The 20380-nt window shown below is 43.3% G+C and carries 20 protein-coding genes and 1 pseudogene; 20 read left to right on the top strand and 1 reads right to left on the bottom strand.

Going from position 1 to position 20380, the window contains the following annotated elements:
* Nucleotides 1–287: 287 nt before the first annotated feature.
* The 8 genes from ASG85_RS10100 to ASG85_RS10070 all read left to right on the top strand — a co-directional run bounded on the left by ASG85_RS10100 (nt 288) and on the right by ASG85_RS10070 (nt 9589).
* On the top strand, nt 288–1220 hold the full coding sequence (locus ASG85_RS10100; RefSeq protein WP_235549409.1) for an ABC transporter permease: 933 nt from the start codon (nt 288–290) through the stop codon (nt 1218–1220).
* A gap of 22 nt (nt 1221–1242) precedes the next feature.
* Nucleotides 1243–2124, top strand: coding sequence for a carbohydrate ABC transporter permease (locus ASG85_RS10095; protein WP_082562411.1), 882 nt, complete (start codon nt 1243–1245; stop codon nt 2122–2124).
* A 54-nt stretch (nt 2125–2178) separates the two neighbouring features.
* The gene (locus ASG85_RS10090) at nt 2179–3687 is read left to right on the top strand and encodes an extracellular solute-binding protein (protein ID WP_057305645.1); all 1509 of its coding nucleotides are present in this window, start codon (nt 2179–2181) and stop codon (nt 3685–3687) included.
* A gap of 99 nt (nt 3688–3786) precedes the next feature.
* The gene (locus tag ASG85_RS10085; protein ID WP_057305644.1) at nt 3787–6036 is read left to right on the top strand and encodes a helix-turn-helix domain-containing protein; all 2250 of its coding nucleotides are present in this window, start codon (nt 3787–3789) and stop codon (nt 6034–6036) included.
* 46 nt (nt 6037–6082) lie between these two features.
* On the top strand, nt 6083–7237 hold the full coding sequence (locus tag ASG85_RS10080) for a glycoside hydrolase family 105 protein (protein WP_235549408.1): 1155 nt from the start codon (nt 6083–6085) through the stop codon (nt 7235–7237).
* 13 nt (nt 7238–7250) lie between these two features.
* Nucleotides 7251–8789, top strand: a complete 1539-nt coding sequence (garD, locus tag ASG85_RS10075) for a galactarate dehydratase (protein ID WP_057305642.1) — start codon at nt 7251–7253, stop codon at nt 8787–8789.
* Between the two features lie 202 nt (nt 8790–8991).
* On the top strand, nt 8992–9213 hold the full coding sequence (locus ASG85_RS38595) for a hypothetical protein (protein WP_156390170.1): 222 nt from the start codon (nt 8992–8994) through the stop codon (nt 9211–9213).
* The gene (locus ASG85_RS10070) at nt 9161–9589 is read left to right on the top strand and encodes a hypothetical protein (RefSeq protein WP_162257247.1); all 429 of its coding nucleotides are present in this window, start codon (nt 9161–9163) and stop codon (nt 9587–9589) included. The genes ASG85_RS38595 and ASG85_RS10070 overlap by 53 nt, the downstream gene beginning before the upstream one ends.
* Nucleotides 9590–9597: 8 nt before the next feature.
* On the opposite strand, the gene ASG85_RS10065 is transcribed toward ASG85_RS10070, so the two are convergent.
* Nucleotides 9598–10470: an alpha/beta hydrolase gene (locus ASG85_RS10065; protein WP_057305640.1), complete on the bottom strand. Its 873-nt coding sequence runs from the start codon at nt 10468–10470 to the stop codon at nt 9598–9600.
* Nucleotides 10471–10622: 152 nt separating this feature from the next.
* Here ASG85_RS10065 and ASG85_RS37745 point away from each other — a divergent pair, with 152 nt between their 5' ends.
* The 12 genes and pseudogenes from ASG85_RS37745 to ASG85_RS10010 all read left to right on the top strand — a co-directional run bounded on the left by ASG85_RS37745 (nt 10623) and on the right by ASG85_RS10010 (nt 20376).
* A complete protein-coding gene (locus ASG85_RS37745; protein WP_156396515.1) occupies nt 10623–10760 on the top strand; it encodes a hypothetical protein in 138 nt (45 codons plus the stop codon).
* Nucleotides 10761–10822: 62 nt separating this feature from the next.
* Nucleotides 10823–11056: a hypothetical protein gene (locus tag ASG85_RS10060; RefSeq protein WP_156390168.1), complete on the top strand. Its 234-nt coding sequence runs from the start codon at nt 10823–10825 to the stop codon at nt 11054–11056.
* 392 nt (nt 11057–11448) lie between these two features.
* The gene (locus ASG85_RS10055; protein ID WP_060646119.1) at nt 11449–12765 is read left to right on the top strand and encodes a spore germination protein; all 1317 of its coding nucleotides are present in this window, start codon (nt 11449–11451) and stop codon (nt 12763–12765) included.
* The gene (locus ASG85_RS10050; protein ID WP_060646118.1) at nt 12762–13844 is read left to right on the top strand and encodes a GerAB/ArcD/ProY family transporter; all 1083 of its coding nucleotides are present in this window, start codon (nt 12762–12764) and stop codon (nt 13842–13844) included. The genes ASG85_RS10055 and ASG85_RS10050 overlap by 4 nt, the downstream gene beginning before the upstream one ends.
* Nucleotides 13750–14880 (top strand): Ger(x)C family spore germination protein, encoded by a 1131-nt coding sequence (locus tag ASG85_RS10045; protein WP_156396510.1) that lies wholly within the window; start codon nt 13750–13752, stop codon nt 14878–14880. Before ASG85_RS10050 ends, ASG85_RS10045 begins: the two co-directional genes overlap by 95 nt.
* A gap of 64 nt (nt 14881–14944) precedes the next feature.
* A complete protein-coding gene (locus ASG85_RS10040; RefSeq protein WP_060646116.1) occupies nt 14945–15289 on the top strand; it encodes a GNAT family N-acetyltransferase in 345 nt (114 codons plus the stop codon).
* Between the two features lie 161 nt (nt 15290–15450).
* Nucleotides 15451–15960: pseudogene (locus ASG85_RS10035) on the top strand (GNAT family N-acetyltransferase).
* 39 nt (nt 15961–15999) lie between these two features.
* Nucleotides 16000–16266, top strand: coding sequence for a hypothetical protein (locus ASG85_RS10030; RefSeq protein WP_060646115.1), 267 nt, complete (start codon nt 16000–16002; stop codon nt 16264–16266).
* A gap of 166 nt (nt 16267–16432) precedes the next feature.
* A complete protein-coding gene (locus ASG85_RS10025; protein WP_060646114.1) occupies nt 16433–17857 on the top strand; it encodes a PQQ-dependent sugar dehydrogenase in 1425 nt (474 codons plus the stop codon).
* A 22-nt stretch (nt 17858–17879) separates the two neighbouring features.
* Nucleotides 17880–18734 carry an ATP-binding cassette domain-containing protein gene (locus ASG85_RS10020; protein ID WP_063860242.1) on the top strand — a complete coding sequence of 285 codons (855 nt, stop codon included), beginning with the start codon at nt 17880–17882 and terminating at the stop codon, nt 18732–18734.
* Nucleotides 18710–19570, top strand: coding sequence for an ATP-binding cassette domain-containing protein (locus tag ASG85_RS10015; protein ID WP_060646113.1), 861 nt, complete (start codon nt 18710–18712; stop codon nt 19568–19570). Before ASG85_RS10020 ends, ASG85_RS10015 begins: the two co-directional genes overlap by 25 nt.
* A complete protein-coding gene (locus ASG85_RS10010; RefSeq protein ID WP_057305630.1) occupies nt 19570–20376 on the top strand; it encodes an energy-coupling factor transporter transmembrane component T family protein in 807 nt (268 codons plus the stop codon). Before ASG85_RS10015 ends, ASG85_RS10010 begins: the two co-directional genes overlap by 1 nt.
* The last annotated feature ends 4 nt before the right edge of the window (nt 20377–20380 follow it).

Raw genomic sequence — 20380 nt, 5'->3', positions numbered from 1 at the left:
AGAGATCAAGCAGACTTTTTTCGTTCAATTCTATCCACCATGTATATGTATATACGCTTCAATTCTATAAAGGGCAGAGGTTAAGATAGTACGATGCAACTGAAAAGAATGGTAACTGGGGTCCGATTTAACCTATAAGCTGCAATTTCACTGAGAATTTAGATGGTTCGATCCGTACTATTGCCAGTTGTAACCGCGAAACTTATGATTTGAATTGTGATCGATACACAGATGAATTCAGTCAGGGGGGACGGCGGATGAAGGAGCAGTATGAAGCTCAGTTACAAATGAGAACCAATTACCGTTTCTTTAAAGAATCTTTGTTCATAAGGGATATTGTCAGGGATCGATGGTTATATGTAATCTTATTACCAGGCATTTTATATTTTATCATTTTTAAATATGTTCCAATGTTTGGCTTACTCATGGCTTTTGAGGACTATAAACCGCATCTAGGTTTTATGAATAGTCCCTGGGCAGGGCTGAAGCATTTCGAACGATTTTTTTCAGAGCCTCAGTTTTGGATACTGTTCCGTAATACCATTTTGTTAGCGATTTATAACTTGGTGTTTTTCTTCCCGCTGCCTATCGTACTAGCGCTTATGTTGAATGAAGTTCGAATTGGGCTATTCAAACGCTTTGCTCAGACGCTATTGTATTTGCCACATTTTATTTCATGGGTAGTAGCGGTTGGTATCTTCTATGTGTTATTTACAACTGAAGGTGGAGTAGTAAACGAACTGCTCCAAAAAATCGGTTTCGAGAAAATTCCGTTCATGCTAAGTGAGGATTGGTTCAGACCGATGATCATTAGCCAGTCGATTTGGAAAGAGGCAGGCTGGGGAACGATTATTTTCCTCGCAGCGCTGTCCGGAGTCGATCTTCAGCTATATGAAGCGGCTCGTATGGATGGAGCTGGGCGATGGCGCCAGTTGTGGCATATTACATTACCAGCTATTCGCAGTACGATCGTCATCTTGTTTATTCTACGCTTGGGCAGTTTTTTGGACACGGGTTTCGAGCACATCTTTCTGATGCTTAACTCCATGAACCGAGAAGTCGGGGAAGTGTTTGATACTTTTGTATATATGAAAGGCTTGACGCAAGGACAATACAGCTATAGTGCCGCGGTCGGGATGTTTAAATCCCTGGTTGGGCTTGTCCTCGTACTCGGGTCCAATTGGATAGCGAAAAAATTCGGCGAAGAAGGCGTATATTAAAAAGCGTCAGGAGGCTGTCAATATGCTGGCAGAGGATAAGAATTGGAGCAATCGGCTGTTTAATACGGTAAACTATTCGTTGTTGACCCTTGTATCCCTAATCACAATCATTCCTTTCGTATATATCGTTTCAATGTCTTTTGCTTCCCCAGGGGAGGTGGCTAAAGGCGGGCTGCTCTTATTTCCTTCGAAGTTTACCTTAGGGGCATATAAATACATCTTTTCCACCGATACGATGGTTCGGAGTATTCTTATCTCGATTTATATTACAGTGTTCGGAACGTTGATCAACCTGCTGTTGACCTCGTTTACCGCTTACCCGTTGGCTAAAGCGACCTTACGAGGGCGCAAGACGATACTTCTCATGATTTTAATTACGATGCTGTTCAGCGGAGGTTTGATCCCGACCTACTTTGTAGTCAAGGCCTTCGGTATGATCAACACGTACTGGTCCCTGATGATTCCGACTGCTATAAGCGCATTTAATTTAATCGTGCTCAAGAACTTTTTTCAGCAAATTCCCGAAAGCTTAGTAGATTCGGCGAAGATCGATGGCTGTAATGATGTAGGGATTTTGTTTCGTATTATTTTGCCATTATCGATGCCGGCGATGGCTACCTTCGGACTTTTCTATGCCGTGGGACATTGGAATACATTCTTTAATGCGGTGATGTATATGAACGATGCGGAGAAATTTCCAGTCCAGGTTATTTTGAGACAAATTGTTTTGTTATCTCAGGATCAAATCGGGAATACCACATCACAGCAAGATCCAACTGACTTTTTACCGCAGACTATTCGAATGGCTTCCATTGTAGTTGCGACCGTCCCGATTGTGCTCGTCTACCCGTTCTTACAGAAGCATTTTGCCAAGGGTGTGCTATTAGGATCGGTAAAAGGATAACTCTTTCTCGAAGAGTTTCCGTTTCCATAAACAAACATTCAGGAGGGGTTATGTATGGTATGTAAGCGCTGTATTACTGTGGTTTCATTACTGACGACTATAAGTGTTTTAGCGGGGTGCGCAGGCGAGAAGAGTTCACCAATTGCACAGCAGGACAATACACCGCTGGAAGTTACTATTGCTACGCCTCAAATCGGAGAAGCTCCGAAAAAAGGCAGTGAAGTGGAGCAGGCTATCGAGAAATATACGAATTCAAAAATCGATATACAATGGATTCCATCCGCTGCTTTCGAAGATAAGAAAAACATCATGATTGCCTCTAATGAAATGCCCAAAGCATTTAAAATTACATCAAACGCCACTACGCTTAGCGCGATCCAATCCGGCTTGTTTTGGGAGATCGGCCCTTTGTTGAAGGATTATAAAAACTTATCAGGTGTCAACGCACTGTATTATGAAAATTTAAAGGTTGATGGCAAGTTATATAGTTTGCCTTTGTATCGGGACATTGGCCGTGCCGGTATCACGTATCGGAAGGATTGGTTTGATGAACTTGGCCTAAAGACGCCGGTAGCCTTAGATGACTGGTATAACCTCATGAAGACCATCGCGGAGAAGGATCCTGATAAGAATGGTCAGAACGATTCGTATGGTATTTTTCTTGATAAGTCCTATAACGACCCGGTTGCCAGCAGCTCCTTTCTGACCCGACTTGCCGTTTCTCAGGGAGCACCGAATAAATGGGGGATAGAAGGAGGTAAGGTGACAGCTGAATTTATGACCAAACCATATTTCGAGTCCATGAAACTGCTTCGCAGACTATATCAGGAAAAATTAATCAATCAGGACTTTTCCGTTGTACAAACAGCTGATGCCGATAATAAATGGAATGCAGGCAAGGTGGGGATTCGGGTTAATACCGTTGCCTCGGCAGCTGCGACCTCGCAAGACAATCTAAAGAAAGCTGTACCTAATGGTGTAGTTGATATTGCACCTTATATGGGACCGTCAGGCAATCGTGTACCGGCTGAGCCCGGCAATAACGGCTTCTTCGTCTTCCCGAAATCGAGTGTTAAGTCGGAAGCGGAATTAAAGCGACTGCTGGGCTTCTTCGATAAACTGCTGGAGCCAGAGATGTCGACACTTTTAACCAGAGGGATTGAGGGCAAACATTTTACGAAGACGGCTGACGGAAAAGCAGAGTTTAAAGACTTGACCCAATTTAATCTCGAGGTTAAGCCATATCGTGACAGTCTGCCTTCATTTGAGGTGACCGGAACGGGTCTGCCTCTGAAATTATCAGATTTGCAGGCGAAAGGTTGGAAGGTCATTGCTGACAACCTGAAGAATGTGGTGCCCAATGTGGCTTTAACAATGAACTCCAAGACGTATTCTGAAAAAGGCGGAGAATTGGATACATTAATTCGTGATGCCCAAACCAAATTTATTATGGGGAAAATTGATGAGGCTGGTTGGCAAGCAGAAGTGGATAAATGGAGAAAAGCCGGCGGTGATAAGGTGATTGAAGAATATACGGCTGAGTATGCGAAGCAGAAGAAGTAAGACACTCTAATTCTAGTATTTGTATGCATAGGCATCGTAGATTCCTCTGATATAATGGTAATGTCGAATCCTTGAAAGCGAAGAAAGGAGAGGTTTCCGTTGCCAAAATACTTATATCGAATGCTTGTCTTCTCTCTTCTGCTCAGCGCAGTTCCGGTCGTTTGCATTGGGCTCATCTCCTACTATATTGCCTCAAAGGATATTGGGAAGAAAGTTAATGAGGGGAATGTACAGATCCTGCTGCAAAACCAGATGCGAATGGAGCAAATCTTAAAGAACGTGGAAATGGGCGCTGTACAGTACATCAACTCACCGTTGGTAAGCGATTTCATCTACCATGATTTACAGAATGATGATTTTCAAACGATCAACAATCTCTCCAAAGGCTTGTATAATCTTCATTCGATTGCAGGTGTGGCCGACACGCAGCTGATTAACTTGGAGCACGACTGGATGATCAGCAATCTCGGATTTACAACAACAGACGATTTTGTGAATCGAGATTTACTGAGCGATTATGCCAAGCGCCCGCAAAATTTATTTTGGTTAGCTACTATCGGTAAATCCTTAGATGAAAATAAGATCCGGTTGGTCGTCAAGCTTCCAATGATTGCCTCTACGACCACTCCTAAAGCGTTGTTGATGATTGACATGTCGCATGATGCTTTACTGAGTAATTTGGCCCAAAATACCCAATTAGGAAATATTTATGTGCTTAATCGAAACAGGGAGCCGTTCTTAGCTAGTTCCAGCACTGTAGGGATCCAGCCTTCCATCCTGCAAAGGATGAATGTCGCGACGGAACCAGAGGGGGCCTTTGAAACAAACGATATGGGGGTCAACTATAGAGTTTCCTCTTATAACGGCTGGTCCTATGTTTCGGTCGTGTCCATTGATGCAATTACGAAGGAATCTAAGAAAATTGCCTTCATCACCTTAAATGCTTGTGTGATTATTTTTATTCTAATCGCATTAGCCGCCTTCTACGGAACCCGCCGCATGTATAGGCCGATCCATCGGCTATTTATGATGATGGAGCAGTTCGGAGGAGAGTCCAAAGGGAATAAAAAGCGGGATGAATTCGCATTAATCGAAGAGCGCTTTTCTTCCTTGTTTAGCACGAGAAAGCAGCTTCAGCAGCAGCTGCAGGTTCAGAGTGGGCAGGTGAAGGAATTTTTCTTATTGAAGTTGATCATGGGACAGGTCACAGAGAGTGAATTCTCCTATAAGTATGAGACCTATGGCTTTGGGGAAAAGGGGAAGGCGCTAGGAGTACTCGCCTTGCAAATCGATTCTCTAGAGGGCACCAGATATTTGGATAGCGATAAGGAGCTGCTGTTATTCGCGATTAATAACGTCGTTGGGGAGCTGATCCCCAATGACCGTATCCTGGGTACTTTGCTGCTGGACCAGTCTCAGGTGACGCTTCTGCTAGGAGATTCTGAGGATCCGGATGAGTTGAAGGGCTACTTCTACCAAATGGCGGAGCTTATGAAGTCGAAGGTGCACGAGCTGCTTCAGCTCAAAATCAGTATCGGCATCAGTCGGCCGTTTCATAGGTACACGAATGCGATGGATGCCTACTCAGAGGCGTTGGAGGCTTTGAAACGCAGAATTAGTCTTGGAAACGAGCTCATCCTGGGCTATGAAGATATCGAACCGGTTCACCGGAACAGCGTTCAGCCTGCTGCTTCTTGGAATCACCTTGAAGAGAGCTTGATGAATGGGCTTAAAACAGGCGATGCTGCTTCTGCTTACGAGCATTATAACCAGTATGCGTCAGCGATTCTAGAGAAGAGCGTTTCGTTCAATGATTTTCAAATATTTATGCTTCAATTAATCGCCAAAATTTATCGGCTTGTTGGGCAGCAAGGTGGCATGCTGGATGGATTAGTCGGCGCCAAATCGGTCATTATCCGATTCATGAAATTGAATACGGCGGAGGAAATTATGACGTGGTTTAAGACGGAGCTGATCCCGCCCACCCTTGCCTTCCTGCAAAGCCGTATTGATTCGCAATATATCAATATTGCCCACCAAATGATCGAGCTCATTCACGAAAAATACGATCAGGATCTTACTTTGGAATCGTGCGCTGCGCAATTCCGATTTCATCCCGTTTATTTGAGCCGAGTGTTCAAGAAAGAGATTGGAACGACGTTTATCGATTATTTGACGAATTACCGGATGAATATGGCGAAACTGTGGTTAAAGGACAGCAATATGAAGATTACGGAAATCGCGGAGCGTCTCAACTATACCAACTCCACAGGATTTATCCGGACCTTCCGCAAAGCTACTGGCATGACGCCGGGCCAGTATCGAGAGGCCCTTTCGAGATCACAGTAAACGCAAGCTCGGTGACTGAACCATAATCTCTTTATCCATCATGGAGGTGCACCTGTTGACCTATGAATTGGTAGAAAAACTGAAAGCAGCCTATATGTCCAGTGAGAAGTGGTATTCCGTAAGGTGGCATTATATCGAGGGCTGTATCTTAAAGGCATATTTGGACAGCTACGAGCAAACCGGCAGTGAAAGAGAATATAACTTTGTAAAAAGCTATATCGATCGGCTATTTGATGCCGATGGTAATATCCCTGAAATCCAGATCGGCAGTTATAATATCGACCAAATCCGGATGGCTGGAGTTTTGTTTACGCTATACCAAAGGGAGCGGGAGCCCAAATATAAAAGGATCATGGATATGTTGTATCAGCAGTTGGCTTCTTACCCGAGAACGAGTTCCGGTTCGTTCTGGCATAAAGAAAACTATCCCTACCAGGTTTGGTTGGATGGATTGTATATGGGGCAGCCGTTCTATGTTCAGTACGTGAAGCAATTCGTAGAGGTCAAGGATTATTCCGATACGCTGCAGCAGTTCAAAAATGTCCGCCAATTTATATATAACAACGAGAAGCGGTTGTACACCCACGCTTATGACGAGAGTCGCGACATTTTCTGGTGCGATAAATCAACAGGGCAATCACCAAATGTGTGGGGGCGTGCGGTCGGCTGGTTCGCGATGGCACTGGTGGATGTGTTGGAGCTGCTTGAAGGAGAGCCGGCAGACACCGGCATCCTCAAAGCCTATATCAAGGAGCTTATAGATGACATGCTGCCGTACCAGCATAGCGAGGGTATGTGGTATCAGGTCGTGGATAAGAAGGAGCATTCAGGAAATTATCTTGAAGCCAGCGGCACACTGATGTTAGCTTATGCCATTATGAAAAGTGCACGATTGGGATATCTGTCAAAAGAGTATGCCGTATACGGCATACAGGCTTTTAACGGAACGATTGCTCGTTACCTGAGGGAAGAAGACGGTGAAGTGCTGTTAGGCGGCATTTGCCGAAGTGCCGGCCTTGGCAAAAAGCCGGAAACCGGACAAATGCGAGATGGCAGTCTTGCGTATTATTTCTTCGCCGAACAAATCGTAGACAATAACGGGCATGGTGTAGCACCGCTGCTGATGGCCTACAACGAGATTAATCGGCTTGGTGTTAATTCCGATCCTGATGATATCCGTGAGACCGGGATCATGATATAAGGAGGACATATATATGTCTGAGCGAGCAAAAAGTCAAAATGAAACGCCTCTTTACATAAAGGTTCACGCCGAGGATAATGTTGCGATTATCGTTAATTCCGGTGGGTTGTCTAGAGGGAGCATCTTTTCTTGTGGTCTAGAACTTAGGGATAGCATTCCGCAAGGGCATAAAGTAGCCCTAATTGATTTAGAGCAGGATGAACCTATCGTTCGCTACGGTGAAGTTATCGGGTATGCGGATAGTCGGATCCTACAAGGTAGTTGGGTGGAGGAGAAGTTGGTAAGACTCCCTACACCTCCTGAGTTAGATGAGCTGCCGATTGCCAATCATATACCGTTACCGCTGCCGCCGCTTGAAGGGTACACTTTTGAGGGATATCGTAACGAAGAAGGCAGTGTCGGCACGAAAAATATACTGGGAATCACTACCAGCGTTCAATGTGTTGCAGGGGTGCTTGACTATGCAGTGAAAAAGATTAAAGAACAATTGCTTCCGGGCTATCCAAATGTAGAGGATGTCGTGGCTTTAACTCATAATTATGGTTGCGGAGTTGCGATTAATGCTCCTGATGCTATCATTCCGATTCGCACCATTCAAAATATCGCGACCAATCCCAATTTTGGCGGTGAAGTTCTAGTAGTAGGGTTGGGTTGTGAGAAGTTAATACCGGAAAGATTACTTCCGGACGGAGACTCTTCCAACATCGTATCTCTGCAAGATCATCATGGTTTTATGATTATGATTCAGTCCATTATGAGTATGGCGGAAGAGAAATTGGTAAAGTTGAATCGACGACAGCGCGTAACTTGTCCTGTATCCGACCTAGTAGTTGGTTTACAATGTGGAGGAAGTGATGCTTTTTCTGGGGTGACGGCGAACCCGGCGGTAGGGTTTGCCGCTGATCTGTTGGTTCAAGCTGGCGCAACGGTTCTATTCTCAGAGGTCACCGAAGTGCGGGATGCCGTTCACCTGCTAACGCCGCGCGTAATCAATCAAACAGTGGGCCAGGCATTAATACAAGAAATGAAGTGGTACGATCATTATTTGCAAAAAGGTCAAGCGGATCGGAGTGCGAATCCGTCACCGGGAAATAAAAGAGGCGGCTTGGTGAATGTGGTGGAGAAGTCACTCGGATCGATTATCAAATCGGGTAGCAGTCCCATTGTAGGCGTATTATCCCCGGGTGAAAAAGCGACTCAAAAAGGGCTCATTTATGCGGCGACACCTGCAAGTGATTTTGTGTGCGGTACTTTGCAACTAGCCTCGGGGGTAAATATGCAAGTTTTTACAACGGGTAGAGGCACACCTTATGGGTTAGCGATGGCACCAGTTATTAAAGTTTCTACTCGGAATTCTTTAACGGAACAGTGGCATGATTTAATCGATGTGAATGCAGGAACGATAGCAACGGGTGAAGCAACTATTGAAGAAGTGGGCTGGGAGATTTTTCGCATGATCGTAGATGTAGCAAGCGGGAAAAAGAAGACTTGGGCAGACCACTGGGGATTGCACAATGCTTTGTGTCTGTTTAATCCAGCTCCAGTAACCTAGTCAATGTAGGGCGTTGTATGACGTTAATCCAAATTGAATAAATGTAATGAATAAACAGCCCTGTTCGCTTGAAAGCGAAAGGGTTGTTTGACATGCGTCTATCCGATTAAGCTTGGTATGGCAAGGACATATGGGCACTCCAGAGCATCATTGTGCCGATATAAGACCGCAATCATATATCAATAGCCGGGGGGTGGAAGATGTGTACCGCAAACTGCGTCATTCGCTGCAATGGAAACTAATGGTCATGATGACCGCTATCATTACCATCGTGATCACGGTCATCGGAAGCATCAGCTACGACGATGAGATTTATCAGCAAAAACTGGCCCCTGTACATCATGCTCTTGCTGGTAGTGGCCTACTTTATCTTGTTCAAGTACATCCCCTTATTGGGGAGTGTCATTGCTTTCAAGGACTATAACATTTTTGAGGGGTTCATCAAGAGCAAATGGGTCGGATTTGATTGGTTCGTTACGTTGTACAAACAGCCGCAGTTTATGAAGATTTTCAAGAATACGCTTGTCGTTTCGTTTTATCAGGTCGCTTTTTCCTTCCCGGCGCCAATTATTCTGGCTCTGTTGCTGAATGAGGTTCGTAAATTCGCTTACAAGCGTTCGGTGCAAACAATTGTTTACCTTCCGCATTTTCTGTCTTGGGCGCTGGTTTTCGGGATGGCCTATATGATGTTTTCCCCGCAGACGGGATTGGTCAATCAAGTGTTGGGTCATTTCGAAATCGGACCCAAGGGAGAACTGGTAGAAATCCCTTCTGGACAATTAGTTTGCTTACGAGAATAAATGGCTTGCTAGCATTTCATGTGGGTAGCTTGTCCCTCTCCCAGCATCACTCTGAGCCAGTTCCCCATGATTGAGAGTGCATTTTCTGTTTTTACAATTGAGTCGTGATTTTGATCAGCGATGATGCGGACCTCAGCCTTGCAAAATCTTTCATAAAGTGGTTTATATGCACCAGCGTCGAATACCTCATCATCAGCCCCAACCATAACGAAAGTCGGTTGGGTCAACTGTGACAAATATTTTTCGTAATTATTCCCTACCATGCGCGACAAGGCGAGCCGATAGCTAAGATTGCAGGATTCAGTCCCATGTAGCTTTTCAATCGGTGTGAGTCTGCGGTATACAATAGTGTGGTTATAACGGTGAATGCCAAGTGCATTGAGAAGCATTAACAACAGATATCGTGGAATGCTCACCTTGGATTCGTTACCTGATCCACCTTTTCGATCAAGTGGCGCATTGGGGCTAAGTGCTGGTGAAACGAGTAAATAGGCAAAAATGTCCTTGTGAATCGGTCGTATTGTTTGTCTGAGTGCGGTTGCACCTCCCGCAGAATGACCTCCGACAATGATCCTTGCACCGGGATGACGCTTCTGAACAAAACGGAACAGGTCTTCCATATCATCATCAAGTTGCCCGATGTAGTCAATATCACCGCGTCGAATGGGATGATTTCCATATCCACGTAGATCCGGAAGGCACACGGTGGCGAGCCCAAGTTGGGATACATATTGGCCGAATTCCCTCAAATACAGGCTAGGTTCTGTAATGCCGTGCAGAAAAATAAGCACTACATCGGATGGACCCTCAAAAAAACGGTATGGAAGTTGAGCACCATCACGGGCGGTGTACGTTTCAAAGTCTTCAAGGTAAGTATTCATAATGATGATCCCTCCGCATTTCTTTTGACCTTCCTCTAAATAAATCTTACAAGAGACAATCGTTAATGGAAAGAGTTATTATCGGAAAGTGTGGCGACTACGCTAACGGAGAAGTACGATAATCGGCGTGGTGGACGACGGAAACCAACCGCGTGGGTACCAATGATTTCGCGGAATGGGCTAAACAGGTCGGCGCGGAAGTCATGATGGCGATGAATCTGAGCACACGGGGTGCGGATGAAGCCCGGAATTTGGTCGAATACTGCAATCAAGCAATATGCAGGATGTAAAATGCTACGGACAATAAATATTACAGTACATTACTTAATGAGCAAGTTATGATGATATGAGTGTGAATGTAGAAGCCATAATAAAAAAAGAACTCGAACATATTATTTATCAATTACTATTAAAAAAGTATCAGGGCGAAGGTAACGAAAAGCTAAGAATTGTCGCAACCATGCTAAGTTGGATGATTTACGCTGCTGCAGTTGATTGGAAGCAGAACAGCAGTAAATCACCAGAGGATTATTTTGATTATGCAATTTTGTCTATTAGGCAATTATTAGGGAATGGAACAGCTTAACATTTTATAAGTCTCCCCGAAATTATTAAGGATCGTCAGGGATAGGGTATCTATTCCCACGAAACCGTCATGTTTGGATGTGGTTGTATCCGAACAGACTTTACATTCGAATGCAAATGAAAAAAGGGCAGTTTGCATAATGCAAGCTGCCCTTTTTAATACTCCTAAAGCAATATTTTATTCATGAGATCTCCGCAATCTGCTTCGTTACAGTACGCCATTCAAGCTGCCACCGGTGGCAAACAGCCGGTACGAATTGCTACGGAATTTGAAGCTTATATAACCTTATTTTACACGAGGGGCTGCAATGTGGATAAATGGCTTGACCGTGCATAGTCATTCCATTTGCTGGAAACAATAGGGCTACACGTTACTTGAAGGGGTATGGTTTCATGGGCAATTTCGTTCAGGAAATGAAATCCACATTTGCCGAGCATGATGATTTTTTCATTCACGAAGAGCAATTTGATCATACGGCGCTTTTTCTTATAGGATTTAATTCGCTCATCAATTTTTCCAAGTCCAATTTATACGTTCGGCAAATGGCGGAATTGTCTGATTCCGTTGATGAACTATTTACGAACCTCAGTGATCAGCATGATGTTGATGCTAAACAAATCATAAAGGCCGTTCTAGAAGGCAAATTGGTCATCTTAACAGGAGACGATCAACGTAACGCCATTGTAGAACCCGTCCCCCAAAATCTGAGGAGAAGCATTGAAGAGCCCAAAAATGAAAGCCCTGTTCAAGGTCCTTTGGACGCCTTTGGAGAGGATATTGATATTAACATAGGGCTGATCCGAATGAGACTGGGCACTGAGCGTCTGATCCATAGCTCATATCAAGTCGGAGAGCTGCCAAAGCGAAGGATTTCCATGCTTTATCTTAAAGGAAAAGCTCCGGATGATCTTATTGAAAAAATAGACCAGAAGTTGAAACAAGCTCACTCAGATATTGAAACGATAAATGACCTGAATATTCTTTTTGGTGCCCACAAATTTGTACCTGTCAGTCATTTCTCCATAACTGAACTTCCGTTGCAAGCCGTCTATTCATTAAAACGGAACAGAGTCGTTCTCTTTTTGGACAATACCCCCTACGCCTTTGTTCTTCCGCATCTGTTCTGGGATATGTTGTCCACTGCAAACGATCGCAATTTCCATGTCAGTTTCACATATTTGATTCGAACCCTCAGGGGATTGGGGATATTGTGCAATCTCATCCTTCCCGCTTTATATATTGCCATAACGTCAGTCAATCCTGAAGTATTGAAAATAGACCTCGCCTTGTTTGTCGCAGAAAGCAGAGAAGGCATTCCACTAACACCCTTATTTGAAACCCTTGCTATGGTCGTATTAGTTGATTTAGTAACTGAAGCAATTATCAGACTCCCCAAAACAGTAGGACCGACCGTTACGATGGTTGGAGGAGTCATACTAGGCCAAGGGGTCGTGGAAGCTAAATTGGTCAGTAGCTTATTGGTCATTGTCATCACCGCAATGTTGATTTCAGGTTCAGCAATCGTTGGAGTTCAAAACTCGTTGTACATTCGTACGCTAAAATACTTTATTTTAATTGCGGCATCCGTTTTCGGCATAGTGGGTATATGTACCGGATTATTATTTGTATGCATAATTCTGGCAAGTTTTAAAACTTGCGATATTCCGTATATGGCATTTCGGATAACGGAAAAGGGGGATGCCAAGTGAACCATAGGGTACTACTTGCAATGTTGGTTTGTGTCATGAGTGGGGGCTTCGCTTTTTTGCTGTATCCCAAAATCATAAATTCGATCACGGTAGGTGGTCATTGGGTAGTGATTCTTTGTGCAGGATTGCTGCAAATGGTATTTATACTGATCTACAAAAAAGGGTTGGATTATTTTCCGAAAAAGGATGTGATCGATATATTTAGGCAAATGGGAAAGTGGGCTGCATGCATCGTGCTTGTCCCTTTGGCATTTGTTATCACAGCAATGGTTGGATTCGGCCTTCGCGCTCACAGCGAAGAAATCATAGCCATTTTTTTGAATCGGACTCCTTCTTGGGCGGTTCTGGTTGTTCTCGTTTTCCTAGCTGCTTTGGCAGCAGTAAAAGGGTTGGAAACGATGATGCGTGCTTCTGTCGTTGTATTCATTATCGTTAATTCATTGGTATTGTTCATAGCATTTACTGTAATCATCAATTTTGATGTACATAATGCTTCACCCGTTTTGCCTACATCTCCAAAATTTTTATTGAACACAAAGTTTTACTATCTATCGGGTTTTTCAGCGTTATTATTTGTAGGCTTCGTGCCTTCCGAAAACAATATGAAATACGGTCAACTGTTTATGGTATGTACCTATGTGACGGTGCTCATTCTCCTCACGGTTTATCTTCCGATTTTCGTATTTGGACAAGAAACGGTTGTCACGTTTCGTTATCCGGTACAAGAGGCGGTGAATATCGTTGACTTGAGGTGGTTTATATTCAGTCAGCAAACGTTGTTCTTGGGTATCTCATTAATCGGATTCACGATCTTCTTGAATGCCGTAATGCTATGGATGACCGGACAAATTATGCAGAAAACGTTCAATTGGGAAAGAACCAAATCTTATTATTGGATCATTGCTTTCGCTCTAATCGCATTTCTTATGGGAGTATATGTCCCAAACCTGGGCATGGTTGAAAAACTTTTGGTGTTGAGTACAGGTGCTCACGCTTTGTTTATCGTCATCATTACATTTACCATTTTTATCTATGGCATCTTTAGTCGAAGAAGGATGGCAGGTTATGAAAAGTATTAATCGATTCAAACTTTTCATTGTACTTACGGCTTTAACCCTTCTATGTGGTTGTTGGGATGCTAAAGAAATCAATCTGCGTACCCCTCCTTTACTCATCGGCATAGCCAAGGGAAACGATGATGAATACAGAGTGACACTGTATGTTCCCTTTACGAAAAAAGGCAAAACAGAATCAAAAATTGTAACGGAAAAAGGCAATTCCATTTCCAATATTCTCCGACAAATGCGGACAAACTCTGATGATGCCCTTGATTACTCACAAGTACAATTAATTGTCATTCAAAACAACTTGGCAAAGAACGAAGAGGAATTTGGTAAACTTGTTCGACTTTCAATGGAGATAGAGCAACTGCCGTCCAGATCGTTGGTTGCCATTACAGATGACGATATTGAGAAAATGTTGTCGAATATTGATAAAGTAGTGGGTGTTCATGCAACCTCTATCAATGACTTTTTTTATAAAGGGGAGTGGGCACCGGAGGTTTCGAGTACGCGCATTTGGGAATTGTATCGGGGTTTGTATTCCTATACGAAAGATATAAACGTTCCGATCGTCTCTTCCGGCAAAGATACAGTATTACGCTTCGAGGGTGCCGCTATTTTGAAAAAAGGGAAAATAGTGGAGCGGATCAATCCGAAGGAAAATCTATTGGTGAATTTGTTTAATCACCGCAATGCAACAGGAGAGATTGAGAGCCTGGGCTCTGCCGACATAATCGTAAAAAACAGCTCATTGCACATCAAGTCGTCAATGAAAAAGGATGAACCGTTAGTGTCATGCGATTTGAAATTAAAAATACAAGTTATGGAAAGAAAAGAGGGCGTGACGGATAAACAGATCCATGAAGAACTCGAAAAGCAGATCGAAAAGCAGTTTAATAAGATATTTGAACAAGCCCAAGAAAACAAATCAGATATTTTTGGGTTTGGCCAACATTTCCGCAATCGGATTCCATATCAGGAATTAAAAAACTGGAGAGAAGAATATTATCCAAAGCTAAAAGTGAATTTTCAGGTCCATGTAAGCCAATTGTAATTTTCAAAAGAAAAAACGTTTTGGGGAATCGCTTTTTTAGGTCTCTAGAACGATAGTTAAACATATGAAGGGCTGCCGCGTTGCAGCCCTTCATACTGTTGAGAATCCGAAACTAACTCACTTTGGTCTTTTTGAAGAGGAGCAACTGATTTCAGTGCTGTCTCTTTTCGTTCGTGGGGCAGAAGCGCAGTTCCGAAAATTTGCTACGTTAACTTCTCATCAAAACAAGGGCTACGGGAGCAAGCTTCTAATATATGTGGTAGAGGAAGCAGAGCGCGCAGGTGTGAAGCGGATATATTGTAATGCCAGGAAAGAGGAAGCATCCTATTATGAGAAATTTGGTCTTTGTAAAACAGAAAACACGTTTAGTAAAAGCGGTAAAGATTATGTTGTGATGGAGCGTGTATAGGGAACACTGGAAGACGAGAACAGAAGAAAAGATGACTGATGAATTAACGTAACAATTTTTCCATAGATCCGTCTAACGGGGAACTATAGTTAAATGAACACCCAGGACGAGGCTACCGGCATGATCGGTGGTACTATTTTAAGTGTTTGGGGGCATCTATCATGATAGTACTAGAAACAGAACGGCTAATTCTTCGTTACCAAAAAATAGAGGATGCTGCTTTTATCCTTGAGCTATTGAATGATCCTTCTTGGATCCAATACATAGGCGATAGAGGCGTGAGAACCATCGATGATGCGCGGGACTATATTTTAAAAGGAGCTCTAGACATGTATGCCCGTTTGGGCTTCGGATTTTATTTGACGGAGTTGAAGGAAGGAGGCATTCCGATCGGCATTTGCGGATTGGTAAAAAGAGATTTCTTAGAAGATGTAGACATTGGATTTGCTTTGCTTCCTAGGTTCTGAGGGAAAGGATACGCCTTTGAGGCTGCTTCCGCAGTGATGAGTTATGCACAATGCGTTTTAGTGCTAAAACGCATAGTGGCTATTACCTCTGAAGATAATCATGCTTCGGCTAAACTATTAGAAAAACTAGGGTTGCATTTTGAAGGCATGATCCGATATGCGGGTACAGATGAAGAAGTCCGTTTATTTGCAATTAACGTCTAGCGTCCTTATGTAAATCCAACTGCACAAGAAGTTTTAAGAATGGATCCGAATGCTAATGTTTTTATGTGTAAAGACACCATTTATAAGGCAGGAATTCCTTGGGTAGACGAGTTGAAATTAACCAAAGACATACAAGTAACTGAAATTACTCACCAAAGTAATAAGGGTAAAGCTTTTAAAAACGGAACAGCAAATAAACTGGCAGTCGGAACAAAGATCTTTCGTGTCAAAGAGCGAAATGACATACTAATTGCTGAAACAGAAGGTGGGGAGGACATTAGATTTTATCAATTAGTTGAAGGATAATAATATAGATTCTCAATGTCGAATTCGACTAAAAACCAAAAGTTATGCCATTGGCAAGCTTTTGGTTTTTTACAGTGCTTAGATGCGAGGCCCTAATTTGGTACTAATAGAACAGTTCTAATCATATTCTTTTAAGTGAAAATAATAGGAGGGGGTGTAAAGTTAGTTGATAAAAGTTAAGGTTAATTTACGGCCCATTGTCAGTAAGATAAATTTACCCACTGTTTTGAAAACAACTATACTTCCGGGAGACTCAATTGAAAGATTATTTATTGCAACCCAGGTAGGAGAGATCTTTTACGTAGGAAACGGGGTTATAAAGACTTTTTTAGATATTCGCCCAAGAATCATAAAACTAGGTGTTTCTAGTGGTGGATATGATGAACGGGGGTTACTAGGGCTAGCATTTCATCCCGAATTTTATTATAACGGTCTGTTTTATCTCCATTATTCAGTAGCTGGAACCCAAGGTCCAGGTGCTCTTCCAGGTGCATTTGAATCTTTTAAGCCAAACCCGTGTGATTCTAAAACCTTAAACCTAAAGTGGATAAATAGAGAAACTCAATATGATCATATGGATACAGTGGAAGAATGGATTTTACAATCGAATGGTCAACCTCAAAAACGACGGACATTACTTAACATAAGAAGACCATTTTTAAATCATAATGGTGTCAATAGCTTAAACTTTTCACCTGAAACAGGAAAACTTGTTTTAACAACCGGAGATGGCGGATCAGGCTATGATCCATTTAATTTAAGTCAGGACAATATGGAAATCGCAGGTAAAATAATTGAAATTGATGTAGTTAAGAATTCATCTATCGATAATCCACCCGTAGTAACACGTTTTAATGAACTTCCTGTACCTTTTCAGGAAACGCTTACGGTAATTGCCAAAGGGGTTCGCAATATATCAGGAATTTCTTTTCAAAAGTTTTATAATCAGTATATCAAATATGTGGGAAATGTCGGACAGGATTTGGTAGAGTCGATTTTTTCATTCGTTCAGTATCTACCAATACCGGTTACTCAGCTTGTTCAAGCTTTTATAATGGAATCAGAACCTTACCAAGAAGGATTTATTAACTTTGGCTGGCGAGGGTGGGAAGGTGCTTTGCCTACTTCGATTATAAGGGGCTGCTCTGCAAATCCGGCTTTGGATGAGAAAACAATTGCTTATTATAATGAAGCAATAAAAACTTTAGTAGGGCGTCTTCAGCCTTTAACTAGCTATTTTCATAAAGATCCCCGACCCGATAAGTTTGGAGGAACTGCACTTACAGGAGTCCAGCCATATAGGGGGAATGGAATCCCCGATTTAACGGGAAGCGTTGTGTTTACTGATCTTGCCCGGAACGAAGAATCTGGGCCTCCGGTTAGAGGGGTTTTAGCTTATACCAGGGTAAGAGCAGATTGTAAACTAAATGATTTTAGTATTATTGAAACCGATTATAATTTTGGCTCTCAGTCAGCTTATTATGTTAATTTGGGAACGAATCTGGACCAAACCAAACTATATTTAGGGGTTTATGGCTCTATGAAAGTGGCTGATTTTAACCAAGGTACTATTTTTGAAATTGTTCCATAATTCATAGAAGAGTGGCAACTTGATGCCGGCAGGTGATGATGTGACGACTTGCATATTTTTTGAAAACGTTTATTTCAGCTATGGAGAACATGTAGACTGGGCATTGCAAGGAGTTAATTTCGCCGTACATCGGGGAGAATGGGTAACGATGATTGGGGGTAACGGCTCCGGCAAATCAACGATAGCCCAATTAATGAAAGGGCTGCTTATTCCCACCAATGGAAAAGTATATATTTTTGATAAGGAGACGTGCAACCCGGAACATTTGGGGGAAATCCGGCAAAAGGTCGGACTCGTGTTTCAAAATCCGGATCAACAAATAGTTTGCCTTACCGTTCAGGATGACGTCTCATTTGGCTTGGAAAATCTCGGATTGCCTCCGGCGGAAATCGAACGGCGCGTAAACGAGATCATGAGGAAATTAGATTTATTGGCGGTAAAAGAACAAGACCCACATTTTCTGTCACCAGGACAAAAACAAAAACTTGCCTTGGCCGGTATCGCAGTCATGGAACCGGAGATCGTTATTTTTGATGAGGCGTCCTCCATGCTGGATCCCCAGGGAGCGCAGGTTATCTATAACATGATGGCTGAGTTGCATCAACAAGGGATGACCATTGTTCATATTACTCATGATCTTGACGAGATAGAAATCGGTGGACGTATCGTCTTACTGAACGAAGGAAGGATCCATTTCGATGGAAGTTGGGAGGAAATTATGGGGAATACAAAGTTACTGGAAGAGGCGGGTCTTTGCCTACCGTTTGCCGCACGGATACGCGACGCACTGTTTAAAGAAGGATTTGATCTGGCGGAACGTGCAGCTACTCTCGAAGAAATGGCGAAACAAATATGCAAATACGTTTCCGGCAAGTAATCTTCTGGAATCATAAGAATACTCCTTTTGAAAAGCAGGCTTTAAACCGCATTACGCTAGATATTCCCGCCGGACAATTTGTCGCTGTCATGGGGCATGCGGGCTCCGGAAAGACGACGCTAACGCAAATGATCAACGGACTTGTCGTTCCATCTGAAGGAGAAGTATGGGTTGGAAATGATCGCATAACAAACAAACGAAAGGACATGAACCGTCTAAGAGTATCGATCGGCTATGCTTTCCAGTACCCCGAGCATCAACTGCTAGCCGATACCGTTTATCATGATATCGCTTTCTCGCTTCGTAGATTGAACTTGGATGAAGAAGAAATTCGCAACAAAGTGGAAATAGTGATGAACCTGGTGGGATTGCCTTTTGAACAATACAAGGATCGTTCTCCGTTTCAACTCAGTAGGGGACAAATGCGCCGGGTCGCGCTTGCCGGAATATTAGCGAGTGATCCGAACATGTTGATTCTTGACGAACCGACGTCGGGACTTGACCCTCTTGGGCGGTACGAAGTTCTTTCGTTGATCAAAACCTTGCAGTTAAAACAAGGAATGACAACGGTACTCATCACGCATCGTCTGGAGGAGGCACTTGAGTATGCGGATCGAATCATCGTGATGAAAAAGGGGGCAGTCTTTTTGGATCTCACACCTGAAGAGGTAAGGGAGAGATTGCCTGAGTTAATAGAAGCGGGACTGGCATCCACACCGATGCTGAGATTGATCCAAGAGATTGAACAAAGGATTCCTGGATCCATTCCCGGACATATCGTGGAAGAGAATGAATTGATATCGCATTTAATCAAATGGATGAGGTTGGAAAAATAGTGGGGCCTATTGACAAATTTCCTATGGGTCGTTACGTACCCGGTCAAACTTTTGTACATAAGCTTGACCCTCGTTTTAAAATCATTTTTGCAATGATTTTTGCAGCTGCAATTTTTAGTTCAAATACAACTCTGCTATTAGGCATCCATACAGTGGCCGCGTTGTTTGTGATACGCTTAACCCGAATATCGTTCTTTTATTTTTTGCAAAGTCTGCTGGGAATGTCGGCACTCATTGTTTTTATCGGAATATACCACATGTTAACGGATCGTCAAGGATTACCGGTATGGTCTTTGGGACGGCTGATCATCTATGATCAAGGGCTCCTGGAAGCTATTATTATCAATGTGCGGCTCATTCTACTTATTTGCTTAACCTCTTTGCTCACGTTAACGACATCCCCCGGGGATTTGACGGCCGGACTAGAACGGCTGCTTCGTCCCTTCACCGTCATCCGTTTTCCAGCCGGCGAATTTGCTCTCATGCTGGCAATCGCACTTCGCTATATCCCGATCGCGGCAGAGGAAATCGATATCATGATCAAAGCCCGAAAGGCGAGGGGGGCCTTTTACGAAGGCCGGAATTGGATCCGTCGCATGCAGGAGCCGTTGCGGTTGATAGTCCCCTTGCTTGTTCAATCCTTCCGCCGCGCTGAACAATTATCCGTGGCCATGGAATCGCGCTGTTACAAAGGAGAGAGGGGCAGGACACACCGCCATACGCTGAGAATGGGGTGGCGGGAGGCGCTTGCTGGTACCGCTGCCTGTTTCTTTTTCGCTTCTACGTTCATAATTCGATTTTTTTAGGGGG

This window comes from Paenibacillus sp. Soil724D2, from assembly GCF_001427935.1.
In the GTDB taxonomy this organism is placed as follows: Bacteria; Bacillota; Bacilli; order Paenibacillales; family NBRC-103111; genus Paenibacillus_E.
This window is presented reverse-complemented; position numbering and strand designations above follow the sequence as displayed.

Coding starts and splice junctions, on each gene's coding strand:
- ASG85_RS10065 (WP_057305640.1), bottom strand. CDS start 10,470: ATGAATACTTACCTTGAAGACTTTGAAACGTACACCGCCCGTGATGGT.
- ASG85_RS10100 (WP_235549409.1), top strand. CDS start 288: ATGAGAACCAATTACCGTTTCTTTAAAGAATCTTTGTTCATAAGGGAT.
- ASG85_RS10030 (WP_060646115.1), top strand. CDS start 16,000: ATGGATCCGAATGCTAATGTTTTTATGTGTAAAGACACCATTTATAAG.
- ASG85_RS10015 (WP_060646113.1), top strand. CDS start 18,710: ATGCAAATACGTTTCCGGCAAGTAATCTTCTGGAATCATAAGAATACT.
- ASG85_RS10095 (WP_082562411.1), top strand. CDS start 1,243: ATGCTGGCAGAGGATAAGAATTGGAGCAATCGGCTGTTTAATACGGTA.
- ASG85_RS10040 (WP_060646116.1), top strand. CDS start 14,945: ATGAAGGGCTGCCGCGTTGCAGCCCTTCATACTGTTGAGAATCCGAAA.
- ASG85_RS10020 (WP_063860242.1), top strand. CDS start 17,880: ATGCCGGCAGGTGATGATGTGACGACTTGCATATTTTTTGAAAACGTT.
- ASG85_RS10090 (WP_057305645.1), top strand. CDS start 2,179: ATGGTATGTAAGCGCTGTATTACTGTGGTTTCATTACTGACGACTATA.
- garD (WP_057305642.1), top strand. CDS start 7,251: ATGTCTGAGCGAGCAAAAAGTCAAAATGAAACGCCTCTTTACATAAAG.
- ASG85_RS10055 (WP_060646119.1), top strand. CDS start 11,449: ATGGGCAATTTCGTTCAGGAAATGAAATCCACATTTGCCGAGCATGAT.